Annotated in this window: 17 protein-coding genes; 10 read left to right on the top strand and 7 right to left on the bottom strand. The window is 58.6% G+C overall.

The features are described from left to right. Nucleotides 1-21 precede the first annotated feature (21 nt). The 4 genes from FJ145_13155 to FJ145_13140 are packed head-to-tail and all read left to right on the top strand — an operon-like array spanning nucleotide 22 to nucleotide 4,179. A complete protein-coding gene (locus tag FJ145_13155; protein ID MBM4262363.1) occupies nucleotides 22-1,350 on the top strand; it encodes a hypothetical protein in 1,329 nt (442 codons plus the stop codon). Then, on the top strand, nucleotides 1,271-2,185 hold the full coding sequence (locus FJ145_13150; protein ID MBM4262362.1) for a Stp1/IreP family PP2C-type Ser/Thr phosphatase: 915 nt from the start codon (nucleotides 1,271-1,273) through the stop codon (nucleotides 2,183-2,185). Before FJ145_13155 ends, FJ145_13150 begins: the two co-directional genes overlap by 80 nt. Continuing rightward, nucleotides 2,085-3,617 carry a serine/threonine protein kinase gene (locus tag FJ145_13145; protein MBM4262361.1) on the top strand — a complete coding sequence of 511 codons (1,533 nt, stop codon included), beginning with the start codon at nucleotides 2,085-2,087 and terminating at the stop codon, nucleotides 3,615-3,617. The genes FJ145_13150 and FJ145_13145 overlap by 101 nt, the downstream gene beginning before the upstream one ends. Before the next feature lie 10 nt (nucleotides 3,618-3,627). Further along, the gene (locus FJ145_13140; protein ID MBM4262360.1) at nucleotides 3,628-4,179 is read left to right on the top strand and encodes a hypothetical protein; all 552 of its coding nucleotides are present in this window, start codon (nucleotides 3,628-3,630) and stop codon (nucleotides 4,177-4,179) included. A 3-nt stretch (nucleotides 4,180-4,182) separates the two neighbouring features. Here FJ145_13140 and FJ145_13135 read toward each other — a convergent pair whose 3' ends face one another. From FJ145_13135 to ccmA, 7 genes are all read right to left on the bottom strand, one after another. Further along, nucleotides 4,183-6,033 carry a tetratricopeptide repeat protein gene (locus tag FJ145_13135; GenBank protein MBM4262359.1) on the bottom strand — a complete coding sequence of 617 codons (1,851 nt, stop codon included), beginning with the start codon at nucleotides 6,031-6,033 and terminating at the stop codon, nucleotides 4,183-4,185. Then, on the bottom strand, nucleotides 5,837-6,448 hold the full coding sequence (locus FJ145_13130) for a TlpA family protein disulfide reductase (GenBank protein MBM4262358.1): 612 nt from the start codon (nucleotides 6,446-6,448) through the stop codon (nucleotides 5,837-5,839). The genes FJ145_13135 and FJ145_13130 overlap by 197 nt, the downstream gene beginning before the upstream one ends. A 1-nt stretch (nucleotide 6,449) precedes the next feature. Further along, entirely contained in the window at nucleotides 6,450-8,411 is a 1,962-nt protein-coding gene (locus FJ145_13125) for a heme lyase CcmF/NrfE family subunit (GenBank protein MBM4262357.1), read from the bottom strand. After that, nucleotides 8,408-8,851 (bottom strand): cytochrome c maturation protein CcmE, encoded by a 444-nt coding sequence (gene ccmE, locus FJ145_13120; protein MBM4262356.1) that lies wholly within the window; start codon nucleotides 8,849-8,851, stop codon nucleotides 8,408-8,410. Before ccmE ends, FJ145_13125 begins: the two co-directional genes overlap by 4 nt. Nucleotides 8,852-8,992: 141 nt before the next feature. Next, nucleotides 8,993-9,700, bottom strand: coding sequence for a cytochrome C assembly protein (locus tag FJ145_13115; protein ID MBM4262355.1), 708 nt, complete (start codon nucleotides 9,698-9,700; stop codon nucleotides 8,993-8,995). A 2-nt stretch (nucleotides 9,701-9,702) separates the two neighbouring features. Beyond that, entirely contained in the window at nucleotides 9,703-10,380 is a 678-nt protein-coding gene (locus FJ145_13110; protein ID MBM4262354.1) for a cytochrome C biogenesis protein, read from the bottom strand. Beyond that, nucleotides 10,377-11,093, bottom strand: a complete 717-nt coding sequence (ccmA, locus tag FJ145_13105) for a heme ABC exporter ATP-binding protein CcmA (protein MBM4262353.1) — start codon at nucleotides 11,091-11,093, stop codon at nucleotides 10,377-10,379. The genes FJ145_13110 and ccmA overlap by 4 nt, the downstream gene beginning before the upstream one ends. Nucleotides 11,094-11,266: 173 nt before the next feature. Between ccmA and FJ145_13100 the strand changes: the two genes are divergently transcribed. The 6 genes from FJ145_13100 to FJ145_13075 all read left to right on the top strand — a co-directional run bounded on the left by FJ145_13100 (nucleotide 11,267) and on the right by FJ145_13075 (nucleotide 17,136). After that, entirely contained in the window at nucleotides 11,267-11,944 is a 678-nt protein-coding gene (locus FJ145_13100; GenBank protein ID MBM4262352.1) for a hypothetical protein, read from the top strand. A gap of 117 nt (nucleotides 11,945-12,061) precedes the next feature. Continuing rightward, nucleotides 12,062-13,471, top strand: coding sequence for an NADP-dependent isocitrate dehydrogenase (locus FJ145_13095; protein MBM4262351.1), 1,410 nt, complete (start codon nucleotides 12,062-12,064; stop codon nucleotides 13,469-13,471). A gap of 58 nt (nucleotides 13,472-13,529) precedes the next feature. Beyond that, on the top strand, nucleotides 13,530-14,474 hold the full coding sequence (gene mdh / locus FJ145_13090) for a malate dehydrogenase (protein MBM4262350.1): 945 nt from the start codon (nucleotides 13,530-13,532) through the stop codon (nucleotides 14,472-14,474). 83 nt (nucleotides 14,475-14,557) lie between these two features. Further along, nucleotides 14,558-15,718: an ADP-forming succinate--CoA ligase subunit beta gene (gene sucC / locus FJ145_13085; protein ID MBM4262349.1), complete on the top strand. Its 1,161-nt coding sequence runs from the start codon at nucleotides 14,558-14,560 to the stop codon at nucleotides 15,716-15,718. A 120-nt stretch (nucleotides 15,719-15,838) separates the two neighbouring features. Then, nucleotides 15,839-16,711, top strand: a complete 873-nt coding sequence (gene sucD, locus FJ145_13080) for a succinate--CoA ligase subunit alpha (protein ID MBM4262348.1) — start codon at nucleotides 15,839-15,841, stop codon at nucleotides 16,709-16,711. Then, nucleotides 16,711-17,136, top strand: coding sequence for a nucleoside-diphosphate kinase (locus FJ145_13075; GenBank protein ID MBM4262347.1), 426 nt, complete (start codon nucleotides 16,711-16,713; stop codon nucleotides 17,134-17,136). The genes sucD and FJ145_13075 overlap by 1 nt, the downstream gene beginning before the upstream one ends. The last annotated feature ends 29 nt before the right edge of the window (nucleotides 17,137-17,165 follow it).

Raw genomic sequence — 17,165 nt, 5'->3', positions numbered from 1 at the left:
CTGCGGCGGCGGATAACGTCCATGTCTGGCTTGGTTGGACAAATGGTCGGCGAGTATCGCCTCGTCGAGTTTCTCGGTGCCGGCGGCATGGGCGACGTTTACCGGGGTGAGCATAGCAAGATCGGCCGCGTGGTTGCCGTCAAGATTCTCTCGCGCGCCGACGCCCGCTCGGACATGACCGAGCGTTTTTTCAACGAAGCGCGCATTCAAGCGGGCGTGCAGCACAAGCATATCGTCAACCTCTATGACTTTGTCGAGCACAACGGCCGGCCGTGCATCATCATGGAGTACGTCGACGGTGAGATGCTCGACCAGCGTATCGAGCGTGCGCGCGGCCTGCAGGCGGCCGAGGCATTCCGTTTGTTCAAGCAGATCGTCGACGCGGTGGCGCACCTGCACAGGAGCCGTATCGTCCACCGCGACATTAAATCCAACAACATTAAGATTGACAGAAGCGGCGCCGCCAAGCTGCTTGACTTTGGCATTGCCCGCGACCCCAAATCGAGCAAAGTCACTTCGGTGGGTTCCTACATCGGCACCATGCAATACGCGGCGCCGGAAATTCTCTCGGGGGCCAAGGCCGATTTTCGCTCCGACGTCTGGGCGCTGGGGATCCTTTGCTATGAAATGCTCTGCGGACGGGTGCCCTTCGAATCGGACTCGGTCACCGGCTTTTTGCGCATCATCGCCCGGCCATCCTACGATCGCCCGGCCAAGGTCAACGCGTCATGCACGCCGGAAATGGAGCGCATCATCGACCGCTGCCTCGAAGCCGAGCCGGGCAAGCGTTACGCTTCCGCGGCCGAGCTCGCGGAAGATCTCGATCGGCTCGGTGCTACGGCGACGCCCTCGGCAGCTCCTCGGACTGGATTGCTGCACACCGGCCAGACGCTGACGCGCGGTTACGGGCCGATTGTCGCGGTCGGGGTCGCCGCGCTGGCTCTGGTTGTGGGACTGTTTGCTTTTTCTAGCTCACCTTCAAAGCCTCCCGCCGAGTCGACAGGCATTGGCCCAACGCCGATAGCAACTCAACCACAGGTTGCGTTGACGCCACAGCCGGTACAAACGTCGGGGCAAACGATTGCGCCGCAGTCCGATAGCCGGCCCGGGCCAACTTTGCCGCCGGTGCCGCTGCGCCAGGTGAGCATACGACCGATGGCTGTCGAAAAAGCCGAAATCCAGGAATCGGGGCAAGTGATCGGGCATACTCCGTTTCGACAGGAGTTGCCGGTGGGTAGGTCTTATCATTGGACGCTGCGCGCCACCGGCTATGACGATACACCGTTGGAGTTCACGGTTCGCGATACCGATAATGTTTACTCTCCCGTTCTTAAAGAACGCCAAAAATAAGCCGCCCATGGCGCGGCCCAATTCATTTATCGTCGATGCCTGCGCGTTGACCGACGTTGGTTGCGTGCGCACGGAGAATCAGGATCGCGTGCTGCTCGTCAATCCCGCGCGCGGGCAAGTGAACGAGAATTGGGGCGTGCTCGCGGTGGTGGCTGACGGCATGGGCGGACACCAGTCGGGTTCGACAGCGAGTCAGCTGGCCACCGACACGATCGGTTCCTATTACCGGGAGCATGCCGCCGCCGACCCAAGTGCGCTGCTGGCGGCTGCTTTGGAGCACGCCAACGCGGTATTGTTCGAGGCAGCGCTCGCCGAGCCGCAGCTGCGCGGCATGGGAACCACCGTGACCGGCTTACTTTTGCGCGCGGATCGCGCCTATGTTGCGCATGTGGGCGACAGCCGCGCCTATCGAGTCCGCGCGGGTGAGATTCGCCAGATCAGCGATGATCATTCCGTGGTGGCAGAGCTCCTGCGCCAGGGAATGATAACGGCGCAGGAAGCCGAGTCACATCCGGATAAAAATCTTATTACCCGCGCCGTGGGAACGAAGAGTCAGGTGCAAGTCGATTTCATCGAAGAGCCTGAGCCGGTGGCAGTTGGCGACGTCTTCGTGCTCTGCTCCGATGGGCTGCACGGTTTGGTGGACGCGCAGGAGATAGCGGCGATTGCCAAGGGTGAGGACCCCTATCAGGAGTGCCGGCAATTGATTGAGCTCGCGCGCGAGCGCTCCGGCCATGATAACATTTCCGTATGTGTGCTGGCGGCGCGTGAACCTGGCAACAGCGGGGCGGCCAACGTGCCGGACACCCGATCGTTCCCCAGGTCGGCGAATTAGAAGGCGGTTGGTAATGCAGGAGCAAATCGGAGTCTATAAGGCCCTCGAAAAAATCGGCGAGGGAGGCATGGGCGAGGTCTATCGCGGCCTCGACACGATGCTCGAGCGCGATGTTGCCATCAAGCAGCTGCGCACCGAATTTGCCGGCAACAGCGATATCGTCGAGCGCTTTCGCACCGAGGCGGTGACCCTCGCCAAACTCAATCATCCCAACATCGTCACCCTCTATAGTTTTCTGCGCGAAGCGGGCGGGCTTTACATGGTCCTTGAGTTCGTGCGCGGCGAAACGTTCGATGCGTTGATCCGCCGGCGCGGCGCGCTGCCCTGGACCGAGGCCGTGGGTCTGATCATCCAAGCGCTGCATGGCCTGGAGCACGCGCATCAGATGCAGGTGATTCATCGCGATCTCAAGCCGGCGAATATCATCCTGACAACGAGCGGTGTCTTGAAGCTCATGGACTTCGGCATCGCGCGCATTCTCAACACGGCGCGGCAAACCCGCGTCGGCCATTTGATCGGCACGCTGCAATACATGTCGCCGGAACAGGTCAAAGGCGGCGAAGGCGATGCCCGCTCCGATCTCTACGCGCTGGCCATTGTCCTATACGAACTGCTGGCGGGCCGGGTGCCCTTCGACGGTGACACGGACTATGACTTGATCAAGTCGCAGGTCGAAGCCCAGCCGCCGCCGCTGGAGAGCTTCGGTGTGGTCGTTCCCCCAGCGCTAGGCAAACTACTCGACAAAGCGTTGGCGAAGGCGCCAGGCGAACGGTTTCAGTCGGCCGGCGAGTTTGCCCAAGCTCTCGAAGGTCTCGCTCATGGTGAAGCCCTTGGCGCGCAGACGAAAATGGCGAATGTTGCCGCGGCCGGGACGAACTCAACCGGTGGGGGGGCAGCGCTCGAATCGGCAGTGACAGGGGCGAAGGCACCCAGTGGTTTCGTTGGCTTCGTCAAGAATAATCCCATTGTCGCGGCGGCCGCGGTGATGGTCGTGATTGGAGTGGCGTTCTTATTCGCTGCGCGCGGCAATCGCGGTGGCGGCGAGGCCAATAGCAAGGCGGAACGTAAAAACGCTTCTCCAGCGGTGGCCATTCCGAGCGCTCCCGCGAGCACGAACGTAGACGGGCCGAGCGCCACATTCTCGATGCCTGAGGAGAGTAAGATCATATTGCCGCCGCCCGGTGAATTGCCAAAGCCGCCCGTGGATGCCGCACTGCCGGTCAAGAAAGTCGCGCCAGCGCCGGTAACGCCGCCAGCTCCGCCGCAGCCAAGGCAGCCCGTGCAAGTGACCCGACCGGCGCCACCGCCGCCACCGGCGGATAACTATCCGCCGCAGGTGCCGGAACGGCGCCGGCCGGTTTACACGCCACTGCCGCCGCAGGAGGGCGGGGGCAGCGGTGGTTCATGGGGTAATACCAACGTGCGAAAGTGATTTCAGAGTCATGCGCAATTCCCAACCGCGAACCAGGTTCTTATCGCCGGCGCTGCTTGTCGCTCTGGCGCTGCTCGTCAATAGTTGTTCGGGGGCGGCAGGGCGCAACGTGCAGGAGATTTTTAACACCGTCGCCAAAGAAATCTTCAAGGCGCCGCGCACTCCCGGCCCCAGCATGATCGATCCGCCCGAGCGGGTCTGGGCCGAATATCGCTGCGCGTCGCGATCGCTTCCTTTCGCTTTGCTGCAAAGCCAGCAACTGCAACCAGTGCGCGTGGCGCCGAACAATGAGATCAACCAGCGCTTTGTCTATGTGCTTTGTCCATCGCGAGGGTACAACGGTCTGCGCGGCGCATTGACGCGACGGGTGCTCTACAGGGGCAATGCGATATGGAGCGACAGCGAGCCGGACTACGATCTCCAAGGCGGGCGTTGGAGCGTCGATCTGTTTCTGACGATTCCCGAAGGCGCCGAGCCCGGCTACTACGAATTCGAAGTTGCTTTCGAAACCAACCGGCTAGTGTTTCGCGATCGCAAAGGGTTCAACGTGGTGCGCTACTAAGCGTTACATTGCCTGGTCGATGACGATATCGACGCCCTTTGAACCTACTTCTGCGGGATTTTTTTTGTACTCTCCAGTCAGATCGCCGGGACCGCGGGTCGTCGGGTTGCCATCCTTGTCCAGGCGTACCGTGACGTTGATCTTGCCCGTAAAGGGCATGCCCTGCATCATCACGTTTTCCGCGCCGAGCGCATAGTCGAGCGGAAACGCCGGCTTGTCGATTTTTTTCACAGCGAGCGGCGGTCCGCCCGGGCCACCGGCGGGTCGTGCGATGATGAAGAGCGCCGCTTGCGGATCGAGCTTGTCCTTAAGCTTTGCGTCGACGGTGATTTTGCCGGAGATGGTTTGGCCACTCGCCTTTGCCGCAGGTGCCGGTGCGGCCGTCTTCGGCCCAGCTCCGCCCGCCGTGGGTATTTCCGCTAACACCTTGGCGACTTCGTTGCGCTCTTCACCCGGCGGCATGATGTTCAAAAGCTTTTCGAAAATGTCGCGGGCGCTGGCGTAATCTTTTTTGTCTTGATAAAGCACCATGCCTTTGCCCCATAGGGCAATGGGAAAGTTTGGCGCCGTGGCGAGCGCTTTCTCGAATGCCAGCAGCGCGCCATCGCCGTGGCCGGCTTGGATCAGGATAAATCCCATGTAGGTGTGGGCTTCGGGTTGGTTGGGTTCGCTTGCCAAGACTTTTTTGAAAGCCGCGATCGCTTTTGGATAGTCTTGCTTGCCGAAGGCGGCCTTGCCCTCGGCCATCGCAGCGCGGGCATCGGCGCTGCCCGAACTTGTTCCAGTCATGAAATCGCCGGTCATTGAATCGTTTTCGGACGTGCGCGGCTTGATCGATTGAGTGAGCAGCACGCCGAGGGCCAGGCCAAATAACGTTAGGAAAGCGCCGCCAGTGATTAGTTGCCAGCGCTTCAAGCGCGCGCGCGATTCGGTGCTGGTGGTGTCCACCGCGGGCGCGGCTTTTTTTGCCGGTGTGGCTTTGCGATCCGGCTCCGACGGTGTCGCCTCGAGTTGCGCCATCAGCGCGGCGGCTTTGGCTTCGACTTCTTGGCGCAGCGCGGCGTAGTCCGAATCAGACAACTTTCCAGCACTATGATCGAATTCGAGTTCTTGCAGCTCGGCGCGCAGCCGGCTGCGCTCGCGCAGGAGCTGCGCCCGCGCGCTGGTGTCTTCAATGTCGGGGAGCGCTATCTCCTCGCGCAAGATTTCACTGCGGGTCTGCTCCGTCAGGGGCTGCGGAGCGTGTGGCTGCGCCGCGCGTTTGCGCGCCCATTTGCGCAGGACGAAAAGGGCGATGGTGACCCCGAGAGCGAGCGCGATGTAGGGCAGCCACCATAAGATGGCGCTGACGCCGCTCGTCTTCGGTTTAAGCAGCACCCATTCGCCATATTTCGACACGAAAAAATCTCTGACCTCCTGCGGCGATTTGCCGGCCGCCAGCTGCTCGCGCACGATGGCGCGCATCTGCTGCGCCATTTCCGACGGCGAATCGGCCACCGAGAGATTTTGGCAAACCACGCAGCGCAGCTCGGCGGCGATCTCGCGGGTGCGGTCTTCGAGGTCGGGGGTGGCGGCGAGAGTTTGGCGCAATGGGAGTAAAAAGAAGAGTGAGAATAATAGGGCTGATAGAAAAGCGCGACGTAGTGGCATGAGAGTTTTACCGGACCGGTTGGTAGTCGCCTTTGCCTTCCTGGGCGCTGACGATGCCTTTGGCGGCTTCGTTGATCTTTGCCACGACCACCGAGGCGCGGATACCGCCGACATGCTTATACGTAATCCGTCCCTGCGGGTCGATGAAGAAACTTTCCGGAATGCCCCAGGTGCCGTATTCGACGGCGATCTTGCCGGACTCATCCTTGCCGTTGGGATAGGTGACGTCGAACTCTTTCAAGAACTCGCGCGAGGCTTCGTCGGTGTCTTGCAGCGCCACGCCGATGAAGACCATGTTTTGATCTTTGACCTTCTGCCAAGCGGCTTCGAGGTCGCGTGCCTCGGCGCGGCAGGGCGGGCACCAGGAAGCCCAAAAATTGAGAAACACCGTTTTGCCTTTGAGGTCGTCGAGGGAGAGCTTCTTGCCATCGAAAAGCGTAATCGTAAACGGCACGGCCGGCTTGGCCATCAGCGGCGAAGTGATGTAGCGCGCATCGCGGGTAAACCCGTAGGCGAGCAGTGCTAGCACTGGCCCGATGATCAGGAGCGTGATGATCAGCCGGCGAATCGACCCGCCATTTTCTGTCGCGGTGCTGGGCTCGGTGTTTTGCGCTTCCACCCTAATCTTCCTGACTGCGCGCCTTGCCCATGGGGCAAATGCAGATCAAGGTGCCGAAGAAAATCACAAAGCCGCCGATCCACATCCAGACCACCAGCGGACGCACCAAGACTTTCAGCGTCGCCCGGTTGCTACTCAAGTCGCTAAAGCCGGACAGGATCAAATAGATGTCTTCGGAATAATTGCTCTGGTGCACGGCGCGGCCGATGGGCGACTGTTGGGTCGGGAAAAACTTAAGTGCCGGGCTGAGCACGCCTTCGTCCTCACCGCGGTGAAAGACCCGGAAGCTGCCCTCGATGCGCTGGTGCGTCGGTTGGCGTGATGGCTTCAAGCCTTCGAATTGAATGCGGTACTCGCCGATGTTCAGGCTTTGCTTCAAGTCGAGGGTGGCTTCGCGCTCCAAGCTATAGGTCATCGAAGCGGCGATCCCTAAGATAATCAGGACCACGCCCAGGTGCACCACCAGGCCGCCGTAGCGGCGCTGATTGCGGCGCGTCAATGTTATCAAGCCGCGCACAATGCCTTCGCCGGCGATGCGCTTGCGCGCGCGCAGGGCGAGCGCGGTGTCGTAGATGATGGTGGCGACCACAAAGGCGAGTAGAGTGAAGCCCAGGATGGGCCAAAACTCGCGCACCTTCCAGAAGAACAGAGCAACACCAAAAACCAGCGACGCCGCCGCCGGCCAAAGAAAGTTGCGTTTCAAATTGTCCCACGAAGCGCGCCGCCACGCGATGATCGGCCCGATGCCCATGAGAAAAACCATGAACAAAAACAGTGGCACGGTGACAGAATTAAAGTAGGGCGCGCCAACACTCACCTGCACGCCGGCGACGGCTTCGGAGATGAGCGGAAAAATCGTGCCGAGAAAAATCGTAAACAGCGCCGAGACCAGCACGATATTGTTAAGTAGGAAGGCCGATTCGCGGCTGACCATGGAATCGAGCTCGGGCTGGCCCTTGAGCAAGTCGGCGCGAAGGGCGAGTAGGCCGAACGAGCCGAGCAGCACGAAGCCAAGAAAGAACAGAAAGATCATTCCCACGGGTCCGGAGGAAAAGGCATGGATCGACGACAGCACGCCGGAGCGGGTTAGAAAAGTACCGAAGATCGTCAGACTGAAAGCGAGCATGATCAGCGACAGGTTCCACACTTTCAGCATGTGGCGCCGCTCCTGCACCTGAATCGAATGCAAGAACGCTGTAGCTGGCAGCCAGGGCATGAAGGCGGCGTTCTCCACCGGATCCCACGCCCAGTAGCCGCCCCAACCGAGCACATGGTAGGACCACCAGGCGCCGACGAGATTGCCGGCGGTGAGAAAAAACCAGGCGGTGATGGTCCAGCGCCGCGTTGTCACGATCCAGGCTTCGTCGAGCTTGCCGACAATCAGCGCGGCAATCGCAAAGGCGAATGGCACCGTCAGACCGACAAAGCCGGTGTAGAGCAGCGGTGGGTGGGTCATCATGTTGGCGTCTTCGAGGAGCGGGTTCAGGCCGCGCCCGTCGGGCGGCACCGGCGAGATCGTCTCAAACGGGTTGGAAGCAAAGGCGATGACGCCCAGGAAAAACGCCGACACGATGGAGAACACCAACAGCACCCAGGGCATGAGTTCTTTGTGGCGGTCGCGATAAATCCACGCGACCAGGCCGGAGAAGATAATCAGGATCCACTCCCACAAGAGCAGCGAGCCTTCGAGGGCGCCCCACAGCCCGGTAATTCGATAATAGATCGGCGTGGCGCGGGTGGTGTTGAAGGCGACGTAACGGATCGAGAAATCGGTGGCGATGAGACCGTAGACCAGCGCCAGCGCCGCCAGCGTGACAAAGAGAAATTGTCCCAGGATCGCGACAAAGGTGATCTCGAAATAGCGCTCGCGTTGCCCGCGTGCGCCGAGGATCGGCGCGACAATGCCGACGACGGCCGCCAGCAGCGCCAATACGATTGCGCTATGGCCGATGAGAGCGGTCATTTGGCGGGATATTCCTTGGCCGGAACGAAACTTTTCGCGGCGCCCTTGGCGTCGGTGTGCGGGCTGTAGTCTTCCGCATGCTTGGCCATGATCATCGTCGCCTGAAATACGCCGTCCTTGCCGATACGCCCTTCGACGACGGCGCCTTTGCCTTCGACGAAAAGATCCGGGGGAATGCCTTTGAAAAACACTGGAAAAGTCGCGGCGCCATCGGTTAAATCAAAGTGATAGGTCAAATTCTGCACGTCTCTTTTTAGCGACCCTTTGACGACCATGCCGCCCATGCGCAGGAACTTATCGGCTGAGCTGGTCTCGGTGGCTTTGAGCTCGGTGGGCGTGACGAAATAGACGATGGCTTGCTGCATGCCGCCCCAGACCATGTAGCCCAGCGCGGCTAAGATGATGACGCCACCGATGAGCAATCGTTTTCCCTTAGCCATGTTTGCGGCTCGTCTCTTCTGCGTCCAAACGCGCCAGCTCTTCGGCCGCGGCGCGGTAGCGACGCTTTAAGCAATACCAGTAAATCAAGATTACGCCCCAGACGATGCCGTAGGCCAAACCGACAAATCCCCAGGGTCCCATTAGCGGCCTCGCTCCAAGCGGCGCTGCTTGATCTCTTCGCGCATTTCACCGACCCGATACCGTAAAGATAGAAGATAAAAATAAAGTAACAAGAATCCGACGAAACTAATTACCAGCGCGGTTAGCATCGCCGGGTGGACGTTTTCCCAAGGCGCTTTGTCGGGCCGCAGGATCGAAGGGGGCTGATGCAGCGTGCGCCACCAGTAGACCGACATGTGAATCAGCGGAATGTCGAGAAAGCCGATGATGCCGACCACGGCGGCGGCGCTGGCCGCGCGGTTTTCATCTTCGATCAAGGAGCGCAGCATCAAGTAGCCGGTGTAGATCAATAGCAGGACAGCCGTCAGCGTCAAGCGCGCGTCCCAGGTCCACCATACCCCCCAGGTCGGTTTGCCCCAGATCGAGCCCTCGATGATGGTCAGCGCCGTGAACAAGACGCCCAACTCCGCCGCCGAGTGGGCGAGCAGGTCGTCGCGCTTTTCGCGTTTCCAAAGATACATGCCGCTGCCGATGAAAACCAAAAAATAGGAGAGATAGGCGGTCAGAATGCTCGGCAGGTGCAGATACATGATGCGCTGCACTTCGCCCTGATAGGCGTCGGGCGGCACCACGGCCAGGTTCCAATACTGGCCGATCGCAATGGCGACTAGCGCGAGCGCGCCAAGGATCCCTTTGCGTTTTTTTCTTGGCTGATGATTGCTTGCCATGGCTAAGCTTCAACCACTCTGTCGAAGATCAAAACCCCGACTGTAAGAAAAATCACATCGAATCCCAAAAGTAGCCGCAGCCAGGGGAGCGCATCGCCGATCATGCCGGTGCGCATCACGTTTTCCATACAACGAATGGTCGCGAGAATGACCGGGATCATGAGCGGGAACAACACCAGCGGCAGCAAAAGCTCGCGCGCCCGGGCGCGCAGCGTGACCGCTGAAAGAATCGTTCCTAAAACACAAAAGCCAACGGTTCCCAGTAAGGTAACGAGAAAAAGTTGCGGGAGCAAATTCCACGAGGGTAAATTAAACAAGATCCAAAACAGCGGGATCACGACGATTTCAACCAGTAGCATCAAGATAAAGTTAAATAGGGTCTTGGCGAGAAACAGGGCGCCGCGATCGAGCGGCGAGAGCAGCAGGGCGTCGAGGCAATGATTCTCACGCTCTGCTTGAAACAATTGAGCTAAACCCAAGGTGCCGGTGAAAAGAAAGGCGAGCCAGAGTAGTGCGGGCGCCATCGCCGCGACTTTGTCCGGCGCCAAGTCAAAGGAAAAATTGAACACGAACAGCAGCAGCGTGCCGAAGAAAAACATCGTCAGCAAGCTATCGCGCCGGCGCAGCTCGAGCAGCAAGTCTTTGCGTAGAACCAAATAAGTTTGCCGCAAAATCGTCATAAATCCCCGCGCGGCAAGTATTCGCCGAAGGCGGCATCGAAGCTCGGCCAGGGCTGTTGGCGCGGCTCGTCGAAGCTCAGGCGCCCCTGATGCAAGATAATCGCGCGATTGCAAAGCTTGAGCACGCGGGCGACATGGTGCGATGCCATGATGACGAGGTTGCCTTTGGCACAGTGCGCCTTGAGAAAGCCCTCGAGCAGGTCAACGCCATTGCCGTCGAGGACGCCGTAGGGCTCGTCCAGTAAGAGCAAGCCTGGCTCCAATAGCTGCCACTTGGCAATCGACAAGCGGCACTTCATGCCGCTCGAAAGATTGCCGGTGTATTCGCCGGCGCGTTCGGCTAGCTGGACTTGATCTAAGGTGGCGGCGAGCTGTGATCCACTAGGCTTTTTGTCATAAAGCTCAGCGAAGAATTCGAGATTTTCCTTGACTGTGAGATTGTCATAGAGGTGATCGGCCGGCGCGAGCAGGCCGATTTGCCGCCGCCGCCGCGCATCGCTGGCCGCCAACGCTGTGCCGTCGAACGCCACGGTGCCTTCGGTCGGTTCGATCAAGCCCGCCAGGAGCTTAAGAAAAGTCGTTTTGCCAGCGCCGTTGGGACCGAGCAACGCAACCAGGTCGCCGGCGGCGAGCTCGATATGTAAGTCGCGCACAGCCCAGAGAAAGCCATAGGCCTTCGCCAGCTTTCGAACCGCTAGGCGCAAAGCCAAGATCCTGCCTGAGGAAGTAGCAGAGGATTCATCGGAGGAGTCGCCCGACTATAGTGATGGAGCGGCGCGGTTTCAAGTCTCATGTCCTCGCTTCGCCTAAGGCCATGGTTGACATTGAAGCGCCAACGCTTCTATTTAGTGCATATGCTTTCGTGGGTCTGTGCTGAGGAGGAAAAATGAATCCCGTTGTCACCGTTACCGGGTTTTGGGATGCTTTCATTACCAAGATAGCGGTGTTTTTACCGAACTTGTTTTTTGCGATTGCGATAATCCTGCTCGGCTGGGTGGTCTGCAATATCATCAAGCGCATCGTCGTGCGCATCCTGAAGCTATGTCAATTTGACACGTTGGCCGAGCGGTCTGGAATAAAGGAGATTCTCGATCGCGGCGGCATCAAACAAGCGGCGTCGGATATCCTCGGCTTGTTGGTTTTCTGGTTCTTGTTTTTGATCGCCATCGTGACCACGTTGGAGACGCTGAACCTGAGCGGCGCCACCGATACCCTGCACACGATATACCTTTATATTCCGAAGATTGTTGCAGCCTTGGTAACCTTGATTCTCGGTTTGTACTTCGCCAATTTTCTGGAGACTGTGACGCGCACTTCCTGCGCCAACGCCGGCCTTGAAGCAGCACCGTCGATTGGCAAGACCGCCTACATCGGCACGACGATTTTCGTGGTGGCGGGGATCTTTGAGATCCTCGATATCGCCTCGGAAATCGTCATCTGGGCTTTTATTCTGGTCTTTGGCGCGGCTTGTTTGTCACTGGCGCTGGCGTTCGGTTTGGGCGGACGCGAGGTCGCCGGTCGCTACCTGGAAAAGTGGCTGGAACAGAAGAAAAGTGAGCCCTGAACTTGTTGAAAAAAAAATACTAATCAGCTAGATTCCAGCAGTCAAAAATTTAACAAATGAAAATAGCCTAAGGGGAGCGCAAAATGCCCTTAGGCTATTTTTATAGGTGAGGAGCGTATGGCCGAATACAAAATTGTCAAAGTCCCCAAAGATGGCGCCAAGATCACCATGGGCGCGAACAAGAAGCTGCAAGTTCCCGATAACCCAATCATTCCTTACATCGAAGGCGACGGCACCGGCCGCGATATCTGGCGCGCCTCGGTGCGGGTTTTCGACGCCGCGGTGCAAAAAGCCTACAGCGGCAAGAAGAAGATTCATTGGATGGAAGTCTACGCGGGTGAGAAGTCGTTCAAGCAATATAACAGTTGGTTGCATGACGAAACGGTGCCGGCCTTTTCCGAGTTTCTAGTCGGTATCAAAGGGCCGCTGACCACGCCGATCGGTGGTGGCATGACTTCGCTCAACGTCGGCCTGCGCAAGCTGCTCGACCTTTATGTCTGCCAACGGCCGGTGCGTTATTTTAATGGAGTGCCCTCGCCCCTAAAACACCCCGAGTTCTGCGACATGGTCGTGTTCCGGGAAAATACCGAGGACATTTATACCGGCATCGAATTTCCCAACGGCAGTGAAGCCAACGCCAAGTTTAAGGCCCAGCTCAAAGAAACCTTCCCCAAAGAGTATGCCAAGATTCGCTTCCCGGACTCCGCGTCCATCGGTTTGAAGCCGGTTTCCGTCGAGGGCACCGAGCGTTTGGTGCGCGCGGCGATCCAATGGGCGCTGGCGAACAAGCGTAAGAACGTGAACTTCGTTCACAAGGGCAACATCATGAAGTACACCGAGGGTTCGTTCATGGAATGGGGTTATGCCCTCGGTAAGCGAGAGTTCCGTAACGATGTTGTCAGCGAACGCGAGTCGTGGATCCTGGGCAATAAGGAAGCTAACCCTAACATCAGTGTCGAGGACAACGCCAAGGCGATCGATCCCGGATTCGATATGATGTCACCGTCGCAGCAGGGCGATATCAAAAAAGAAGTTGAAGAAGCGCTTAAGCTTTGGCCGACCCATGGCGACGGCAAATGGAAAAAGAAGCTGATGCTAAAAGACTCCATTGCCGATGTGACGCTGCAATTCGTGCTAATTCGCCCCAAGGATTATGACGTCATTGCGACCATGAACTTGAACGGCGACTATCTCTCGGATGCGTTGGCCGCGCAGGTGGGCGGCATCGGCATCGCCCCCGGGGCGAACATCAACTACGAGTCCGGTCACGCGGTTTTCGAAGCGACCCACGGCACCGCGCCCAAGTATGCCGACCTCGACAAAGTCAACCCGGGCTCAGTGATTCTCTCGGGCGAAATGATGCTGCGCTATATGGGTTGGAGCGAAGCCGCGGACCTGATCATCAAAGGTATCGAAGGCGCGGTCAACGCCAAGACGGTGACCTACGATTTCGAGCGCTTGATGCCGGGCTCCAAGCTGGTGAGCTGCTCGGGCTTTGGCGATGCGATCATCTCGCACATGAATTAAGCGCCCTTTGGCGTCTCGGGTTTAGCGTCTTGCGTTGAAGGAACATTAAGAGGAAGTGATGGCTAGGAAGAAGATTGCATTAATCGGTGCAGGTAATATTGGCGGCTCGATGGCCCATCTGGCGCTGCTCAAGGGCTTGGGTGACGTCGTGTTGTTCGACGTGGTCGATGGCTTGCCACAAGGGAAGGCGTTGGACCTGTCCCATGCCGGGCCGGTGGAAGGCTTTGATGGCAACGTGATCGGCACCACTAAATATGACGATATCGCGGGCGCGGATGTCTGTATCGTCACGGCCGGTATTGCGCGCAAGCCGGGCATGAGCCGGGACGATTTGCTCGGCACCAACTGCAAAATTCTAAATTCGGTTGCCGACGGCATTAAAAAATTCGCACCCAATTCCTTTGTCATCGTTGTCACCAACCCGTTGGATGCGATGGTGACTTTGATGCAGCGCGCTCTGGGCTTCCCAAAGAATCGCGTCGTCGGTCAGTCGGGCATTCTTGATTCATCGCGTTATCGATCGTTTATCGCCAAAGAGCTGAATGTTTCGGTGAAGAGCGTGCAGGCGATGGTGATGGGCGGCCATGGTGACGATATGGTGCCGGTGCGCAGCACCTGTTTCGTCGGCCCGACTCCGGTGGAACATTTGATCCCGAGCAAGCGACTCGATGAAATCGAAGCTCGCGTGCGTAACGCCGGTGGTGAAGTCGTCGCGCTCTTGAAAACCGGCTCGGCTTATTTTTCGCCGGCATCGGCTGCCATCCAGATGACGGAAGCTTTTCTGTTCGACAAGAAAGAAATTTTGCCCTGTGCCGCGCTGCTCGAAGGCGAGTACGGGGTCAGTGACTACTACTTCTGTGTTCCGGTCATGATCGGTGCCGGCGGCGTCGAAAAAGTGATCGAATTGAAACTGTCGGATGCCGATAAGAAAGCGTTCAACGAATCGCTTAACCATGTTAAGGACATCGTTTCCGCGATGAATCGGATTTTGGGCGTCGCCTAGTTTACATAAGAGAGAGTCCGCAAGTTGAGACCCTGGGGCTAATGGTTTAGTCTTAGGGTCTCGCTTTATGGTGGTCTAACCGAATGAATATTCACGAGTACCAGGCAAAGGAGCTGCTCAAGCGTTTCGGCGTTGCGGTGCCAAAGGGCATCGTCGCGTCGACTGCCGCCGAAGCGAAGCAGGCGGCGCTGGAGCTGGGCGGCAGTGTCTGGTGCGTGAAGGCGCAGATCCATGCTGGCGGGCGCGGCAAAGGGGGCGGCGTCAAGGTCGTTAAGACTCCCGATGAAGCGGCGCAAAAGGCGCACGACATGCTCGGTCATCCCCTGGTGACGCATCAGACCGGACCCGAAGGGGTGATCGTCCAGCACGTCCTGGTGGAGCAGGGCGTCAACATCGAACGGGAGATCTATCTCGCCATGGTGCTCGATCGGGCACAGTCGCGGGTGACGCTGATTGCATCCTCGGAAGGCGGCGTCGAGATCGAAGAGGTGGCGGCGAACCATCCTGAGAAAATTTTTCGCGAGAGCATCGATCCGGTGATCGGCTTGGCCGGCTTTCAGTGCCGGCGCACCGCTTATGCGCTAGGCGTTCCGCAGGCGCTGGCCGGGCAGATGGGCAATGTGATGCAGGCGCTCTTCCGGGTGTTCGATGAGTGCGACTGCTCGCTTGCCGAGATCAATCCGCTGATCATCACCAAAGAAGGGCAGGTCATGGCGCTCGACGCCAAGATGAATTTCGACAGCAACGCCTTCTTCCGACAGAAAGAAATCGTCGCACTGCGCGACATCCACGAAGAAGATCCGCGCGAAGTGGAAGCGAGCCGCTACGATCTTTCGTATATTTCGCTCGATGGCAATATTGCCTGCATGGTCAACGGCGCCGGGCTGGCGATGGCGACCATGGATATCATCAAACATTACGGCGGCGAGCCGGCCAACTTTCTCGATGTCGGCGGCGGCGCCAACAAAGAGAAAGTCGCCCACGCCTTTAAAATATTGTTGGAAGACTCCCGGGTGCGTGGCGTGTTGGTGAATATCTTCGGCGGCATTATGCGCTGCGACGTGCTCGCTCAAGGCATCGTCGAAGCGGCGAAAGAATTGAGGATCAAGGTGCCGTTGGTGGTGCGCATGCAGGGCACCAACGTCGAGATCGGCAGGAAAATTCTCGCTGACTCGGGGTTGACGATCATCAGCGCGGAAACCATGGCCGAGGCGGCGGAGAAAATCGTTAAAGCAATCAAGTGATTTTGGATTTTAGATTGCCGATTTTGGCTTGGGGGAAGAGCAAGATGAATATCAATTTCACTCGGCGCTGGACACATTTCGATAATCCAAAATCCAAAATCGCAAATCCAAAATAACCAGATGTCTATCTTAGTCAACAAAAATACCAGGGTTCTGACTCAGGGCATCACCGGCGCCACCGGCCAGTTCCACACCAAGGCGTGCAAAGAGTACGGCACGCAGATGGTCGGCGGTGTGACGCCGGGCAAGGGCGGCACGAGCTACGAAGGGATTCCGATTTTCGACACGGTCGAGCAGGCGGTGAAAGCGACCGGCGCCAACGCGACCGTTATCTATGTGCCGCCGCCGTTTGCTGCCGATGCGATTCTCGAAGCGGCGGACGCCAACATTCCGTTGATCACCTGTATCACCGAAGGTGTGCCGGTGCGCGACATGGTGAAGGTCAAGCGCTACCTGCAGGGCCGCGCCTCGCAGCTGCTGGGCCCTAACTGCCCGGGGACGATCACTCCCGGCGAATGCAAGATCGGTATCATGCCGGGGCATATCCATCGGCCGGGGACCGTTGGCGTGGTCTCGCGCAGCGGCACCTTGACTTATGAGGCGGTCGACCAATTGACCCGCCTCGGCATGGGCCAGTCGACCGGCGTCGGCATCGGCGGCGACCCGGTGCATGGCTTCGAGTTTATTGACGTGTTGAAAATGTTCAAAGACGACCCTGGCACTGAGGCGGTGGTCATGATCGGTGAGATCGGCGGCAGTGCCGAAGAGGAAGCGGCAGCCTGGGCCAAAGCCAATATGAAAAAGCCGATGGCCGGCTTCATCGCCGGGCAGACCGCGCCGCCGGGCAAACGCATGGGCCATGCGGGCGCGATCATTTCGGGCGGCAAAGGCACGGCGAAAGAGAAAATCGCAGCGATGAAAGACGCCGGCATTCGCATGGCGTCGTCGCCGGCGACCATCGGACAAACTATGCGGGAGGCGTTAGGGAAGTAATGAGCGTTGAGAGAACCTTATCGATTGTTAAGCCTGACGCGGTGTCGCGTCATCTGATCGGCGACATTTTGCGACGTTTCGAGGCGGCGGGCTTGACCCTTGCCGCCGGCAAGTTGTTGCGGCTTTCCCTCGAGCGCGCCCAAGCGTTTTATGCCGTGCACCAAGAGCGGTCGTTTTACAATGATCTGTGCACCTACATGTCATCAGGACCGGTCTTCGTTTCGGTGCTCGAAGGTGAAAACGCCATCCAGAAAAACCGCGATCTGATGGGCGCCACCGACCCGGCCAAAGCAGCGCCGGGCACCATTCGCAAGGATTTCGGCAAGGACGTTGAGAAGAACGCCGTGCACGGCTCCGATGCAGCGGAAACGGCCGCCAACGAGATTGCATTTTTCTTCAAACCCGACGAGATTCACCGATACTAGGCCTCGCTGAAAATCGAGCGCAGGGCGCG

The organism is Deltaproteobacteria bacterium, from assembly GCA_016874755.1.
GTDB lineage: Bacteria > Desulfobacterota > Binatia > UBA9968 > UBA9968 > DP-20.
Note: the sequence above shows the minus strand (reverse complement) of the source record. Positions and strands in the feature narration are given on the sequence as shown.